General features: G+C 34.0%; 15 protein-coding genes. 13 read left to right on the forward strand and 2 right to left on the reverse strand.

Translation table 11 applies throughout. The features are described 5' to 3' along the window. The first annotated feature begins 373 nt into the window (after positions 1–373). A complete protein-coding gene (locus G525_RS0117120) occupies positions 374–922 on the forward strand; it encodes a hypothetical protein (protein ID WP_157491965.1) in 549 nt (182 codons plus the stop codon). A 243-nt stretch (positions 923–1,165) separates the two neighbouring features. Beyond that, positions 1,166–1,705 carry a hypothetical protein gene (locus tag G525_RS0117125; protein ID WP_157491966.1) on the forward strand — a complete coding sequence of 180 codons (540 nt, stop codon included), beginning with the start codon at positions 1,166–1,168 and terminating at the stop codon, positions 1,703–1,705. A gap of 277 nt (positions 1,706–1,982) precedes the next feature. On the opposite strand, the gene G525_RS0117130 is transcribed toward G525_RS0117125, so the two are convergent. Next, positions 1,983–3,125 (reverse strand): IS91 family transposase, encoded by a 1,143-nt coding sequence (locus G525_RS0117130; protein ID WP_027127239.1) that lies wholly within the window; start codon positions 3,123–3,125, stop codon positions 1,983–1,985. Positions 3,126–3,127: 2 nt separating this feature from the next. Continuing rightward, positions 3,128–3,730: a tyrosine-type recombinase/integrase gene (locus G525_RS0117135; protein ID WP_342662768.1), complete on the reverse strand. Its 603-nt coding sequence runs from the start codon at positions 3,728–3,730 to the stop codon at positions 3,128–3,130. Between the two features lie 346 nt (positions 3,731–4,076). On the opposite strand from G525_RS0117135, the gene G525_RS0117145 reads away from it, so the two are divergent. The 11 genes from G525_RS0117145 to G525_RS0117210 all read left to right on the forward strand — a co-directional run bounded on the left by G525_RS0117145 (position 4,077) and on the right by G525_RS0117210 (position 14,905). Next, a complete protein-coding gene (locus G525_RS0117145) occupies positions 4,077–5,159 on the forward strand; it encodes an ATP-grasp domain-containing protein (RefSeq protein ID WP_245577819.1) in 1,083 nt (360 codons plus the stop codon). Between the two features lie 130 nt (positions 5,160–5,289). After that, positions 5,290–5,880 (forward strand): ASCH domain-containing protein, encoded by a 591-nt coding sequence (locus G525_RS0117150; protein ID WP_027127243.1) that lies wholly within the window; start codon positions 5,290–5,292, stop codon positions 5,878–5,880. 818 nt (positions 5,881–6,698) lie between these two features. Then, positions 6,699–7,385, forward strand: coding sequence for a hypothetical protein (locus tag G525_RS0117165; RefSeq protein WP_027127244.1), 687 nt, complete (start codon positions 6,699–6,701; stop codon positions 7,383–7,385). A gap of 173 nt (positions 7,386–7,558) precedes the next feature. Next, the gene (locus G525_RS21920) at positions 7,559–8,350 is read left to right on the forward strand and encodes a CPBP family intramembrane glutamic endopeptidase (RefSeq protein ID WP_157491967.1); all 792 of its coding nucleotides are present in this window, start codon (positions 7,559–7,561) and stop codon (positions 8,348–8,350) included. Between the two features lie 140 nt (positions 8,351–8,490). Further along, positions 8,491–8,841, forward strand: a complete 351-nt coding sequence (locus tag G525_RS0117175; protein ID WP_027127245.1) for a hypothetical protein — start codon at positions 8,491–8,493, stop codon at positions 8,839–8,841. A 2-nt stretch (positions 8,842–8,843) separates the two neighbouring features. Further along, positions 8,844–9,179: a hypothetical protein gene (locus G525_RS0117180; protein ID WP_027127246.1), complete on the forward strand. Its 336-nt coding sequence runs from the start codon at positions 8,844–8,846 to the stop codon at positions 9,177–9,179. Position 9,180: 1 nt separating this feature from the next. After that, a complete protein-coding gene (locus tag G525_RS0117185) occupies positions 9,181–9,543 on the forward strand; it encodes a KTSC domain-containing protein (RefSeq protein ID WP_169514459.1) in 363 nt (120 codons plus the stop codon). Positions 9,544–9,737: 194 nt separating this feature from the next. Then, complete coding sequence (locus tag G525_RS0117190; RefSeq protein WP_027127248.1) at positions 9,738–11,642, forward strand: DUF262 domain-containing protein; 1,905 nt, start codon at positions 9,738–9,740, stop codon at positions 11,640–11,642. A gap of 236 nt (positions 11,643–11,878) precedes the next feature. Next, on the forward strand, positions 11,879–12,931 hold the full coding sequence (locus G525_RS0117200) for a type I restriction endonuclease (RefSeq protein ID WP_027127249.1): 1,053 nt from the start codon (positions 11,879–11,881) through the stop codon (positions 12,929–12,931). Between the two features lie 751 nt (positions 12,932–13,682). Continuing rightward, complete coding sequence (locus G525_RS0117205) at positions 13,683–14,054, forward strand: transposase (RefSeq protein WP_027127250.1); 372 nt, start codon at positions 13,683–13,685, stop codon at positions 14,052–14,054. Continuing rightward, positions 14,054–14,905, forward strand: coding sequence for an IS3 family transposase (locus tag G525_RS0117210; protein WP_027127251.1), 852 nt, complete (start codon positions 14,054–14,056; stop codon positions 14,903–14,905). Before G525_RS0117205 ends, G525_RS0117210 begins: the two co-directional genes overlap by 1 nt. Positions 14,906–14,944: the final 39 nt, after the last annotated feature.

Raw genomic sequence — 14,944 nt, forward strand, 5'->3', positions numbered from 1 at the left:
TGAAAAGGCAATGGGGATTTACCCATACTTTGATGAGGGGGAAACAAAATGTACTCTCCGAGGTAAATCTGATGATGATCTGTTACAACCTCACTCGGCTTATGTCCATTCTTGGACCAGAGGTATTGAAAAACAGGCTGAAAACGCTTGTGCCTGAACTTTCGACCCTATTTGAAGGGATTTTGGACTATATGGATAGCTTTCTTTTATTAGGCGATACAAATCCATATTTTAAAGCCAAAAGAAATACTACCTTAACCGCTCTCTAAATAGCAATTGATTCATTAATTTTAGTCCGAATTGAGTTGATGCACAGACTCACGTTCTACACCATTTGAAAAAAACATTCCTCATAGCATTAACATTATTGATTTTGACAGCTTCCTGCTCAAATCGACAAAACACGTTGGATAATTACGCCAATTATTCAGTAAAAGTGACTAAACAAAAAATTGAATATCCAAATGGCGATTTTTCAATCTCTATTCCGATTAATTGGGAATGGACAGTAGAAGATTACGAAAACAAAAATATCCTTTTTGGAATAGATGCAGTTTCAAATCCTGACAAAGATGGATTTGTTGATATTCTTTCAATTCAAAAAATTAAGAGTTTCGGAGACAGGAAAGATTTGGAATCTGAATTTGATTACTATCTTGAATTACTTGAAACTAATTGGGACGCGAAAGTTATCGAAACTGGTAAAACTAATTTACTTAATGAAGAAGCATATTTTCTGCACACCAAATCGAATACAGAAACTTATGGCGAAATTGAAACCGTAAGTTTCGTTTTGGAAAGTGAAACAAAAGGAGTTTTTTTTAATTTGACGGCTTCTGCATCACAGACGGATGAATTAAAGAAAAATATGGCTATATTAATCCAATGTTTGAGAACGTTTAAAATGAATAACAGCGGATAAAAAACGGTGTAGAACAATGTGTATAAGCAATGGCTTGTCCTCGCCTACTTGGAAATTCCTGCGGAATTTCCAATGGCAAGTACCTGTTTGCAGTTGTCCGTGACGAACCACGCCACTGCTCATACACTAAACGTTGTAAGCAATTTAAACAAAAATCACGAAATGAAACAAAACATCTTAATTTTACTATGTCTGATTTTAACAAATTTATCGTTCGGACAAACATCTGAAAACGGACTGAAAATGATTTCGGACTATTCATCCAATAATCCAGAAATAAGGGATATTCTTCAATTTGAGGGAATTGAATATTTGAAATTGAAATTTGTCGGAAAAGAATTAAAAGAAAAAAGTTACCAATTGACAGTAAAAGAGATTTGGGATGGAAAAATTGTACGTGATACTATCGTATTTGACAGTAAAACCATCGGAATAGAACAATTTGAAAAAGTCAACGATACAATCTTGAATTTAAAAGTCATTTCTAAATTAACTAATAAAAACAAATTAAAAATGACTTTTAAGTTTCCACGTTTTTCAATAACCAAAGAATACGATGCAATAGAAACTAATGAATATAGCTTAAGAAATATAGCGGAGGAAAGCAAAATGGAAATAGGATATAATAAAAAATTCTATTTGTTGGCTTATATTCTACCTTATGAAAGAGAAGATGGTTCAAAATCTTGGTGCGAAGTTGGAACAAGCGGAAAGGAAATTGAAAAATGGGGAGAGAAATTTGGAATTGAACATTATCTACTCTTTGAAATGAAATTTGAATAAAAACTGCTTACAATAACTAAGCATTCGTGTGGTCGGTACGACCCAACATGAATGCAGTGTTGACTGAACCGGAGCTTTTCGGTTTGCCTCTATGGGGATTGGTCTAGTTTGGAATGGATTTTCAGTAGTTGGTCTTTCGTGATTCGGGGTCGTTGGCTTCTGTTTTTGCCAAGGAATCAAAGCGCACTTTACATGTTGTAGTTTCTCTTCTCTATTTTTTAGTTTTATCTGGTCGTTTTCTTACGTTTTGGCCATAGGAGTCCCATTACGTCGGGACTCACGTTTTTTCATTAGGTCTGTTTAACTTTTTTTTGATTTGTTCTTGCCAGTGTTGCGGTGGCCCACGGGCAGGGAAGGTCGCGATGGTAACGAGGTTTCCTTGCTTGCAGACCGGGCACCTGCGGTGCATTAAAGGCTCCGTTGCTTTAAATTCTGGTTTACCGAGCTCTTCCTGTAATCCTGGGATGATCGTTCTTTTATAATAGCTGCTCAAGATGCCGTAGTGCCTGATACGGGTAAAGCCTTTAGACAGGATATGCAGCGAAAAACGCCTTATAAATTCAGCATCGGGCAGTTCGAGTATCGTTCTTTTACCTCCGTGTCGATAGTCCTTTACCATAAACCGAACGTTTCCACTTTCAAGACTTTTTATCCGATGGTTGTTTATCGCGATCTTATGGGTATAGCGTCCTAGATATTCTATTACCTGCGAGGGTCCAAAGAATGGACGTTTGCAATAGACGACCCACTGGTTTTTGAACAGACTTTCGTAAAAAGAAGGGGACTTCGATTTTCCCAACTCCTTGCGTAGGCCAGCTACAAAACGGGCCCTGAACACCTTGCTCATCGCCCTTACAGGAAACAAGTACTTTCCCTTGCCTTTGCTGGGTTTCCATTTGCCAGATTTAGTAATACCGCCCCCTGGAACAATGCAGTGCAGGTGTGGGTGCAACGAGAGGTTCTGTCCCCAGGTGTGCAGGATGGCGATCATTCCCATCTTGGCGCCCAAGAACTTGGGGTTGGTACCAAAATCTCCAATGATACTCCAGGCTGTTTTGAACAAAAGGTTGTACACCAATTTTGGCCCGTATAGACATAACCGGTTCAGCTCACAGGGCAAGGTAAAGACCACGTGGAAGTAAGAGACCTTTAGTAAATCTGCCTCCCTTGCCTGTATCCATTCTTCCTTCTTGTGTCCCTGGCACTTGGGACAATGGCGGTTGCGGCAACTGTTGTAGCTAAGATGAAGCTTATGGCACCTTGCATTGTCGCAACGATCTATATGGCCGCCCAAGGCGGCAGTGCGGCACTTGCGCAAGGCGTGAAGGGTGCGAACCTGCCAACTGTTGGCACAATAATGGGCAAGGTGCTCCCTGTTACGCTCCAGTACGTGCGCTACTTCATAATCGGGATAGGACATCTCTATTGGTCATAAAGCCTATCCAACGGACTGAACGGCTTTTGCCTACCCGATTGTGCCACATGAAGGTAGATAAGGGTCGTTTGGATATCTGCGTGCCCCAAGAGGTCTTTTATGCTCATGATGTCCAGGCCCATCTCCAAAAGATGGGTAGCATAGCTATGGCGCAGAATATGGGCGGTAATTTCCTTTGGGATTCCGCTGCGCTTGCGAGCCTCTCGGACAATCCATTGTACCCCTTGTGAGGAAATTTTAACTGGATTACCTGTCTTGTCATTGCCAGTAAAGCACCAAGTGACTGGGTTTTCTGCCAGTAGATATTTCTTTAGACCCCGAATATGCATCTCGGACAAGGGAACGTAGCGATCCTTGCGACCCTTGCCTTGGCGCACGTGCAGCATCTTCCTGTCGAAATCTAGATCCTTACGCTGAAGGTTGCGAAGCTCAAAATTGCGGAGCCCACAACCATAGAGCATAGAAAGAACCAATCGATGCTTAAGCAATTTTGGGGTCTTCAGCAGTTTTTTTATCTCCCTTTGGTTCAATACCACGGGGAGTTTCTTGGGGCGTTCAATGGAAGGAAGTATGACCCGCATTTCTTTCATCCCAAAGATGCGGTAGGCATAGCGAAGTCCATAAACGGTGTGCTTGAAAAAACTGTCCGAAGGGGTTTTGTGCTGTGACTTTAAAACGTGCAGATAATCCAGGATCTGTTCCTGATCCAGATCAAGTGGACTACAGTTGAAATGGAATCCGATGTGCGCCAGACAGCGGGCATAGTTGGTAAGGGTGCTTTGGCTTTTGCCGGAGAGTTCTACCGAACGCTTGAGCTTGTGGTAGAGTGTTGCAAACCCAGGAACCGAAATAATGGCCCTTTCAATGAGGGTGTCATTTTTTTTTCATAATATTGAGTATTACATTAAACCTTGATCCTAAAGGTAGTGAATCGTGATGGAAACGTCGCGTGAAGCTACCTTTAGGTTTAGTTCAACACAGTATATAAGCTATGGCTTGGTCAGTCCTCACTTGGAAAATCCTGCGGATTTTCCAAAGCCAGTTTTTATCAGGAAAGGTCTGTGCCGGGACACGCCACAGCTCATATACATAAACGTTGTACACCATTTGAACGAACCAATGAAAATCATTTTTTGCGATAGCGTAATTGACAATAAAGTAGTCGAACCTGATTACCAATCGGAATTCGATTCTGCGAAAGAAAATGGATTTGAAACACACGTTTTTAGTTTCGAAGAACTAACAGACGGAAACATAAATGGAGCACTAAAGTTTATTAAAAGTTCAGAAACAAAAGAATTTGGAATTTATCGTGGTTGGATGATGGTACCAAAGGTTTACGAGCAATTCTACAATGGACTTTTAAAAAAGAATATTCAGTTAATCAACAATCCGAATGAATATGAACATTGCCATTACTTACCGAACTCTTACGACAAAATTGTTGGAGAAACACCAAAATCAAATTGGACTAAAGATTTAACAAAAACTAAAATCATTGAACTAACTAATGAATTTGGAGTTAAGCCTATAATCGTAAAGGATTTTGTGAAATCTGAAAAACACAATTGGAATGATGCCTGTTTTATCCCAAACGCTTCTGACAAAACTAAAGTGGAAAAAATTGTCGACAGATTTTTGGAATTACGAGGCAACTATCTGAATGAGGGAATTGTGTTTCGTGAATTTGAGGAATTGGAATTTCTGACTGACCACTCAAAAAGTGGAATGCCATTAACTAAAGAATTTAGAATTGTATTTCTAAATAAAAATGTAGTCCAAATCTATAATTATTGGGACGAGGGAAATTATGACTCTGAAAAACCAGATATTGATTTCTTTAAAAATATTGCGAAAAACATAGAAAGTAACTTCTTTACAATGGATGTTGCAAAAAAGAAAAATGGAGGTTGGATAATAATGGAATTGGGAGACGGACAAGTTGCTGGTCTTCCCGAAAATGCGAATAGAAACGAATATTATAAACAATTAAAAAACGGTGTACAACAATGGCTATAAGTAATTGCTTGTTCTCGCCTACTTCTGAAAATCCTCGCGGATTTTCAGTTTGGTGTGTACTTGCAAAGTTTAACGCCAAAACACGCAACTACTCATAGCTGAGACCGTTGCCATTAATACAAAAGAAACTATGAGATATACCGCAATTTTCCTGCTTTTGATTTTTATGAGTTGTAAAAACGAAACAAAGAAAGAAACGGAATCAAAAGTGGAAACGGAATCGAAAACGGAAATTCAAACTGGAAACGAAACTGGAAAATCCGTTAAAGAAATGTGGTCTGAATTTACCAAGTCAAATCCAGAATTCAAGAATGAAGAAATACCTGAATCCGATTTTTTCCATAACAATCGAGAAGATGCAAATAGACTTGCGGAATTGACAGTAAACGGAAAAAAGAAAGCTTCTTCAGGTCTATATTCTTTATATAAGCAATATAGTGTTGACTTACCAAAAGTAGGAAACAAACAAATTGTAACGGATTTTGACGGAAACGCCAAAGCGATTATTGTAACCAAAAGTGTTGATACAATCCCATTTAATGAAATTTCAAAAGAGTATGCTGAATTGGATATGGGAACTGATGTCGATCCACTAAAAAAATGGAAAAAAGCACATTGGGATTTTTTTGAGAATTTTATGAAAGAAAGTGGAGGAAAACCAACCGAAGATATGCTAATTGTGTGCGAAAGGTTTGAAACAATATGGACGGAAAAGTACTAATGGCAACAACGTATATAGCTCATAACTAATCAGTTGCTTAAACGAAGTTAAGGCATATTTGGAAAGTCGCCAAATTTTTAAATTTGACGATTTCCAATAAAAAGATAAATAGTAAAATTTAAAAATCTGGCTTGTGCTTATTCCGAAAATTATTTTCTAATTTGCACGCTACGAGCCATATACAAGACCGTTCTACGCAATTTGACCAAACCAACGAAAATTGTGCTTAAAATTCAAGTTTATGGATTTTTAAGAAGGGAAAAATGAAACCGAATTTGAAAATGAAACTGAAAAAAAACGACGGAATTAATTACTCTTGCGGAATTACAAAACGTGTGGAAAAAAGCGGAATTTAGGATTTGCCCAAAACCTGTTCTTTGCATCGAAAATTTAGTAAGCCGACAAGTTTCGGCTGAATAACAGAAACGACAAACGTTACGGCTGAACTGTATGAAAAAAGGATTTTCCCAAGTTTAGTCTTTAACGAGGAAAATTTAGAAAATCCAAAGGTTTGGGCTGAATAGCAGAATGGCAAAACGTGCGGAAAAATATTGCGGAATGAAAATCGGAATTTTTTTTGAGATTTTAAGAAAAAAAGAATGTGCAGAATTTTAAAAACACATCGGAATTTGACTCGTGCGAAAAAACAAAAAAGGAATAAAAACTGCGTAGAACACCGTGTATAGTTCATTGCTTTTTCCGTGCTTACTTTCGGAAATCCTCGCGGATTTTCTTGGTTCGGTTTTTATTTGTTAATTTAGAGCCGAACCACGCAACAAACCATACACAAACACGTTACCTGCAAGCCGAAGAAACCTATGAACATTAAATATATATTAATACTAATTATAACTTTTTTAACTGTTAGTTGCCAATCTCAAACGAATGAAATAGAAGATAAAACAATTGACTATTATTTTGGACAAATAGCAGAATTAGAAATAGACAAACTGATAAATCAAAAAATATTAATTGATAGTTTGACTATTGCTCCAAAATACAAGGATTCAATCTCAAACGGACTGAATCAAGAAGGGTTTATGAAATATGCTGACATAAAAGCAAATATTTATATGTCTTTCTTTAAGGACTATTTATACCAACAAAAAGTGGAATATAACAACGATTATTATGTTCTCTACTTTACAATGGCAGGATTTGACGATATGCAATGGGATATTATCAAAATGCCAAAAGACAGTTGGAACGGAAAGGAAAGATTAAACAGAGAAAAAATAGAAAAAGATGACTTAATAGAAAAAGTCCTTTTTAACTATGACGAAGGAGCTAAAAACACAGAAAATATTCGAATTTTCATCAAAGACGACTATTTGATAATGGAACGTGGAAATCTTTATCACTCATTATATGATTTGAAAAATCAAAAGGTTCTAATTAACGAAGAAAGTCCTTGGCATCAAGCAAAAGGAGATGGAAAAGAAGGATTGAACAAATGGATTAAAGAAAATTTACACGACAAAATTGAACAAACTATTAACGAATAAAAGCCAGCAGGTAACACCGTGTATAATTCATTGCTAGTTCTAGCCTACTTGCGAAAATCCTCGCGGATTTTCTATTCAGTTTTTATTTGCTAACTTTAGTGCTTAAACACGCAACGAAATCATACACATCAACGTTAGCTGTAATAAAAACCAAATCGTTCGCAATAAAAATAATGAGTATAATTAAAGCATTTTTATATACAGTTTTAGCGTTTGTATTTTGGACAATAATTCAACTCGCAATACTTCTTCCGATTAAATATTTGATTGGAGCACCAGATGACTTCACTCATATATTTGGAATAACTAGAATTGTATCAGTTGTTGGAGCATTTTTACTCATTTATATTTTCTTTTGGAAACCAAATCTTGATTTTAAAAAAGCTCTTAAAGTTCAGAATTATAATCCTCAAATATATTTGTATTTACCTCTCATTGGAATTGGTTTGTTACTAATAAATAAACCTTTTTGGGATTTCAATAAAATAATGGAATATTATCAAGGAATTTCTACATATGATACCTTTGTTAGTTCTAAAAATAATATTGCTTTAATCTACAATCTGATTTCCACATTGTTAATTGCACCAATAGTCGAGGAACTATTTTACAGAAAATTTTTATTAGAAAAATTATCAGGAAAGAATAAACCGATTTTAGCTATAATTGCTTCAAGTATTTGCTTTTCAATAATGCATATTGAAACACCTAATAATTTAATACCGACTTTCATTAGCGGAGTTATACTCGGAATAATCTATTTGAAAACTGAAAAAATCGGTTATTGTATAATACTTCATTTCATTGTAAACTTAATTATAGTTGCGACAAACAATATTGGAACCTCTTATGACAATTGGCTAACTGGATATAATTTCAACATTATTTATTGGCTGTTATTTGGAATTGGAATTATTATAACATTTTTTGGAATAAAGAAAATTACTACAGCTAACACCGTATAAAATTAATTGCTAGTTCTAGCCTACTTACGAAAGTCCTCGCGGACTTTCTATCTGTGATTTATTTGCTAACTTTAGTGCTTAAAACACGCAACTAATCTTATACAACAACGTTGTAAAACATTTGACCAAACCAACAAACAATGAGAAAAACGATACTATTTTTAACTTTTGCTATTATATCAACTTTATCATTTGGACAAAATCTTGATGATTTGGATAGCTACACAGTTGATGAATTTTATAAAAAAGTAGAACTCGATTATGGAACTCTTGACGAAGATGGAAACGAAATTGAATATATCTATGTGAAAACAGAAGTTGATAAAGGAGATTACAAAATTGATTTGACAGATGGTGATGGAGACTTATACGAAGTTAAAGACACCAATCTATTTATAAAATTCAATGGATATTTTGGATACGCTGGCTATTCCAAAGAATGTATAATGAAAGTAGAATATTACAAGTCCACCGTTTACAAATTAGAGTAGCAATGAAAAAACTTATTTACCTAATATTATTTTCAACAACTATCATAAGTTGTAATCAAGAACAGATAGCAGATTTAGAATCACAAATATCTGATTTACATTCTCAAATAGATGATTTACAATATGAATTAGATGACAAAAGTTCTGAACTGGAAGAAGCTTTAGAAAAAATATCAAATTTAGAAAGCTATACTTCTGATTTGAGTGATGAATTGGACGATTTGAACAGCGAAATTGGAGATTTTAGTTTCGAGGATTGGCAATCGAATGTTTGGGATGTTGAAAGTGCAATGAGCGATGTTAAAAATGCTTTTGAAGATTTAGAAAATGAATTTTAATATGATAAAACATTTCAGACCATTTTTTTTAATTTTAATAGTTTTACAAACAGTATCTTGTAGTGGACAAGATTGTAGTAAAATAAATAATGACTTTGAATCTTATCAAAGTGCTTTAAAAATCATAAAATCATCAGAATTCAAAATTACAGACAATTGTGATACAAGTAAAAGTTCTTGGATTTACAATGCGGATTTTTATTCTTGTAATGGAATTAATGGTTTTTTAATAATAGAAACAAAATCTAAAACATATATTCACAAAGAAGTTCCAATTGCAAAGTGGAATGAATTTAAAAAAGCAGAATCTTTTGGAAAATATTACAATCAGAATATCAAGAATAGATTTCAATTAGTAATATGAAATAAAAACGTTTTACAACACCGTGTATAATTCATTGCTAGTACTAGCCTACTTACGAAAATCCTCGCGGATTTTCTATTTGGTTTGTATTTGCTAATTTAGTTGCTGAAACACGCAACGAAATCATACACAAACACGTTATATGCCATTTAAGACCAACATCAGTACATCAATCAAAAAACAGTAAAAAACGAATGAATTTAGGAAAACCGCTATTAGAAGAATTACTAAATAAACAAATCCGATTTAAAATTCCAGTTTTCCAAAGACATTACGTTTGGAACGAACAAGACCAATGGATGCCATTATGGGAGGATTTTATAAATAAGTTCAACGAACGACAGAACAAACAAAAAATTCATCCACATTATACAGGTTCAATTGTACTTTTTCACGAGAATACAACTACAAGTACATTATCAACTTATAACGTAATTGATGGACAACAACGATTAACGACATTTCAACTATTCATTGCATCTTTTAGAGAAGTTTGTCGCAAACATTTGGAAGACGAAAGTTTAATCAAGGAATTAAACAAATATCTTTTCAACGATAAATCTTTCGGAGATAAAGATTACGAAAACCAAAAATTTAAACTCGAACCGACAAAGTTCAATAAAGAAATATTCAAATCAATCGTTGGAAATACTTACGAAAAAGTTGAAGAATTACATATTACGCCAGTTTTGAGCGAACACGGAATTGGACCTAAAAGTTATCGAAATGTTGCAAAAAGCAGACATAATATTTTAGGAGCTTACATTTTCTTCTATGACAAACTAAACGAGTATATCGAACAATCTGATATTGAAATTACAGAGTTAATAACAAACTTGCTTTTAGTCATAAAAAGAGATTTCCAATTTGTCGAAATTGGACTCACGCAAAATGACGACCCACAAATGATTTTTGAGACTATGAATGGTCGCGGAGCTTCTTTAAGTGAAACAGACCTTATCAGAAATTATATTTTTATGCGAGCAAATAGCAATGAAGAAAATCTCGATGAAATATATGATGAATATTGGGACGAATTTGACGACCCAAATGCGGAATATAGATGGCACGATAGAACAAGTCGTGGTAGATATTCAGAAACTCGTTTACAATTCTACGTTATTGACTATTTGACTTTAAAATTGCAAACAGAAATTCGATATGACCAAGTATTTTATTACTACAAGTTATTTACGCTAAACAAAGCAAATTTTGAAGATATTGAGGGAGAATTAAAGGAACTAAATAGATATAGTCAAATCTTTAAAAAACTTACAAATCCAAAAGGCAATTCACGTTTTGAAAAATTGGCAGAACGTTTGAGAGATATGGACATTTCAACATTGTATCCTCTTCTACTCTACGTTGAAGGAGATTCAGAGATAACACAAGCTAATAAAGATGCTATTTATACAATTCTCGATTCTTATTTAACAAGAAGATTTTTATGTGGTTTAACAACCAAGAACTATAACAACGTCTTTTTGGAATACCTTAAATTCCTAAATGAACATAAAGATGCTGAATCGTTTAAAGCGCATTTACAATCAAAAACTTCTGACGGTAATTTATGGCCTTCAGACAATATGCTGTTAGAAAAATTAATAGAAAGACCATTATATCGAGAAGAAAAAAACAAAACAAAAACTATATCAAATATTCTTTTAGAAGTTGAGCAGTCTAAAAGAGGTAGCAAACAAGAACAGGTCAATTTTTTAAATACAGGTTTACACATTGAGCATATTCTACCTCAAACTTGGTTTGAGCATTGGCCATTAGACGGACAACTAATTTCAGCGGAGGATTTTGAACTTTCGCCATACGCAGTTAGAACAGAGGACGACAAAGAAGGTAAATTTCACCGAATTGAGGGAAGAAATAAAATGTTGCATTCGATTGGAAATCTGACAATATTAACTTCATCCTTAAATCCAGCAGTAAGTAATTCTTCATTTTCGGTTAAGAAAAGAGAAATTGGTAGTCAATCAACGTTAATAATCAATCAATATTTACAAGACAAACCTGAATGGAATGAAGAACAGATTGCGGAAAGAAGTAAATCGTTATATCAATCAATATCGAAAATCTGGACGTATTAAAAACGGCATATAACAACGTATATAGCTCATAGCTAGTCATTTGCTTAATCAAAGTTAAGGTATATTTGCTAGTCCGCCAAATTTTTTAATTTGGCTTATTGAGAAAAGATAATAAGAAAAATTAAAAAATTCGGCTCGTGCTTCATCCGAAAATAATTTCATAATTTGCACGCTACGAGCCATATACAGAGACGTTGCCAACCATTTGAAAAAAAAATCGAACTAATAAGAAAAATATGGAATTATTTAATCAACTAAAAGGACTTGCAGACAAAGTAGAACAGCTGAAAGACCGAATTGAAACAGAAGAAAGTACAAAACACGCTTTCACTTTACCGTTCATAAATATTTTAGGTTATGACGCATTTAATCCGACAGAAGTTGTGCCTGAATTTACTGCCGATTTAGGACTAAAAAAAGGAGAAAAAGTAGATTATGCTATTTTCCAAAATGGAGCACCAATTTTAATTGTAGAATGTAAAAATTGGAAACAAGATTTGAACGTTCACAACTCTCAATTATTTAGATATTTTCACGTTACAAAAACGAGATTTGCCCTTTTAACAAATGGAATAATTTATAGATTCTATACAGATTTAGAAGAAACCAATAAAATGGACGAAAAACCATTTTTAGAATTTGATATTACAAACTTAAAAGAAAGTACTGTAAAAGAAATTGAGAAATTCCACAAATCAAAATTTGATGTTTCTAAAATCGTTGACAATGCAAGTAATTTAAAATACACAAGAGAAATAAAAAATCTGATTGACCAAGAACTTCAATCACCTTCTCAAGAATTTGTTCGTCTATTTGCAAACAAAGCTTATAACGGAAGACTTACTTCAAACGTAATGGATGAATTTACAGAAATTGTAAATAAAGCTTTTACACAAATAATTAGCGAAAAAGTAAGCGACCGACTAAATTCTGCCTTAAATAAAGAAGTAGAAAAGCAGAAAGTAGAAGAAGTTGAGGAAGAACCTAAAAGTAAAGTAGAAACTACAGAAGAGGAATTGGAAGGTTTCGCAATTGTAGTTGCTATTTTGAGAAGAAAATTATCGAAAGAAAGAATTGTTTCGAGAGACACTCAATCTTATTTTGGAATTTTATTAGACGACAATAATAGAAAGCCACTTTGCCGTCTTCATTTAAACGGAGGAAATAAATACATTAGCATTTTTGACGACAACAAAAAGGAGATTAAGGAACCTATAAATTCAATTGACGACATTTATAACTTTGAAAAACAATTGTTGAAAACGGTCGAAAATTATAATGCGGAATAAAAAACGGTTGGCAACACCGTATATAATTAATGGCTGGTTATCGCCTACTTACGAAAATCCTCGCGGATTTTCTATTTGGTGTTTATTTGCTAAATTCCGTGCTTGAAACACGCCACTAATCATATACAAACACGTTAGCTTTAATGCTGGAGCAAGTTTGCGGTTTGAAAAAAGCCTTGTTTATTTTTCGATTTTTTTTTAGAATTTTAAGTAAGATAAATCAGAAAAACGGTGTGTCGAATTTCAAAGATTTACGGAATTATCACTCAAATGTGGAATGAAATACAACTGCGGAATTGCTCACTCAAACTCTGAATTGAATTGCGTCTGACTTTTTAGCTCGTTTGCGGAATCGAAAACTGAATTGGAAACTGAATTAGAAACTCGGAATCTCACGCAATCGGAATTTAGCGAGTTGCGGAATTGCTTACTCTAATCTGAATTTAAATATTGCGGAATTTGAGCAAGTTTACGGAATTGAAAACTGCGGAATTTACTCTAACTTTGAAAACAAAAATTAGCAAAAAAACATAAATCGGAATGAATTATTAAGCAGATAAAAAAGCACTAAAAGCTAACAACGTGTATAATTAATTGCTTGGTCACTGCCGACTTACGAACATTCCTGCGGAATATTCTATTTGTGATTTATTTGCTAAATTAGTTGCTTAACCACGCAACTAACCATACACAATCACGTTGCCACACATTTTGAGTCGTCCTGAATAAAGGCTACATAATTTTAAACATTATGTACAAAAATGACAAAGTAATTAGACGTTACAGCGAACCTTTCAAATTAAAAATTTTAGCAGAACTTACAATCGGAAAACACACCAAGAGTGAATTATGCAAACTCTATTCTATTGCACCTACAACAGTGAATGTGTGGATTAAAAAGTACAATCGTAAAGACTTAATGAATACCAGAGTAAAAGTGGAAACAAAAGACGAAATATCTAGAATTAAAGCACTTCAAAAGGAAATTGAACAGCTTAAAAAATTGCTTCTTAAAAAGGATCTGGATGCTATGGTAGAAGAATCCTATCTAGAAGTTGCTGCAGAAGATCTTGGTTATAAATCTATTGCTGAACTAAAAAAAAAGTTAAGTATAAAGCCTTAATCAAAGCTAAAGAAAAATCTAAGGGATTTGCTTCTTTAACAACTATAAATCATTGCTTTGGACTTAAACGTGATGCTTATTACAAGCATAAAAAAAGAGCTGATAAACGTTTAAAACTAGAGCAACAGATTATTGATATAGTTAAAAAAAGACGCAAATCCCTTCCTAGAGAAGGTGTGCGTAAACTCGATAAATCATTGAAAGACGATTTTGAAAAAGCTAACTTAAAAGTCGGTAGAGATACTTTATTTAATGTCCTTAGAAAATATAATATGCTTACACTTAGAAAGAAAACTAGTGCTAGAACAACCAATTCTTATCATCGATTTTATAAGTATAGTAACATTATTAAAGACTTAAAAGTTACTAGAGCTAACCAAGTTTGGGTATCTGATATTACATATATTAGAACAGTAAAAGGCTTTTGTTACTTGGCTTTGATAACAGATATGTATTCTAGGAAAATAGTGGGTTATGACCTAAGTGATAGCCTGGAACTAAAAGGATGCGTGAGAGCACTTAATAAAGCCATAAATCAAGCTAAAAATATTAGCGGACTCATACATCATTCAGATAGAGGAATACAATACTGTAGTAATGTGTATACACAAATACTAAAAAGGAAAAAGATAGATATTAGCATGACTGAAGAAAATCATTGTTACGAAAATGCCATGGCAGAACGGGTAAATGGCATCCTGAAAGATGAGTTTTACCTAGACCAGACCTTTACTGACGTGCAACACGCTAAAAGAGCTGCAAAAAGTGCAATTAATTTATACAATGAAATAAGATTACATTTATCTTTAGATTATAAAACACCGAATATGGTATATCAATTATCAGCTTAATTCAATTTTAACCTGTAGCCATATTTCAGGACAAGACAT

This window comes from Gelidibacter mesophilus DSM 14095, assembly GCF_000423005.1.
Taxonomy (GTDB): Bacteria; Bacteroidota; Bacteroidia; order Flavobacteriales; family Flavobacteriaceae; genus Gelidibacter; species Gelidibacter mesophilus.

What these genes read in the sequence shown, in the direction of transcription:
- G525_RS0117190 (WP_027127248.1), top strand. Translation starts at nt 9,738, where the DNA reads ATGAATTTAGGAAAACCGCTATTAGAAGAATTACTAAATAAACAAATC.
- G525_RS0117150 (WP_027127243.1), top strand. Translation starts at nt 5,290, where the DNA reads ATGAGATATACCGCAATTTTCCTGCTTTTGATTTTTATGAGTTGTAAA.
- G525_RS0117125 (WP_157491966.1), top strand. Translation starts at nt 1,166, where the DNA reads ATGATTTCGGACTATTCATCCAATAATCCAGAAATAAGGGATATTCTT.
- G525_RS0117185 (WP_169514459.1), top strand. Translation starts at nt 9,181, where the DNA reads ATGATAAAACATTTCAGACCATTTTTTTTAATTTTAATAGTTTTACAA.
- G525_RS0117180 (WP_027127246.1), top strand. Translation starts at nt 8,844, where the DNA reads ATGAAAAAACTTATTTACCTAATATTATTTTCAACAACTATCATAAGT.
- G525_RS0117165 (WP_027127244.1), top strand. Translation starts at nt 6,699, where the DNA reads ATGAACATTAAATATATATTAATACTAATTATAACTTTTTTAACTGTT.
- G525_RS0117130 (WP_027127239.1), bottom strand. Translation starts at nt 3,125, where the DNA reads ATGTCCTATCCCGATTATGAAGTAGCGCACGTACTGGAGCGTAACAGG.
- G525_RS0117200 (WP_027127249.1), top strand. Translation starts at nt 11,879, where the DNA reads ATGGAATTATTTAATCAACTAAAAGGACTTGCAGACAAAGTAGAACAG.
- G525_RS0117205 (WP_027127250.1), top strand. Translation starts at nt 13,683, where the DNA reads ATGTACAAAAATGACAAAGTAATTAGACGTTACAGCGAACCTTTCAAA.
- G525_RS21920 (WP_157491967.1), top strand. Translation starts at nt 7,559, where the DNA reads ATGAGTATAATTAAAGCATTTTTATATACAGTTTTAGCGTTTGTATTT.
- G525_RS0117145 (WP_245577819.1), top strand. Translation starts at nt 4,077, where the DNA reads ATGGAAACGTCGCGTGAAGCTACCTTTAGGTTTAGTTCAACACAGTAT.
- G525_RS0117175 (WP_027127245.1), top strand. Translation starts at nt 8,491, where the DNA reads ATGAGAAAAACGATACTATTTTTAACTTTTGCTATTATATCAACTTTA.
- G525_RS0117135 (WP_342662768.1), bottom strand. Translation starts at nt 3,730, where the DNA reads ATGAAAGAAATGCGGGTCATACTTCCTTCCATTGAACGCCCCAAGAAA.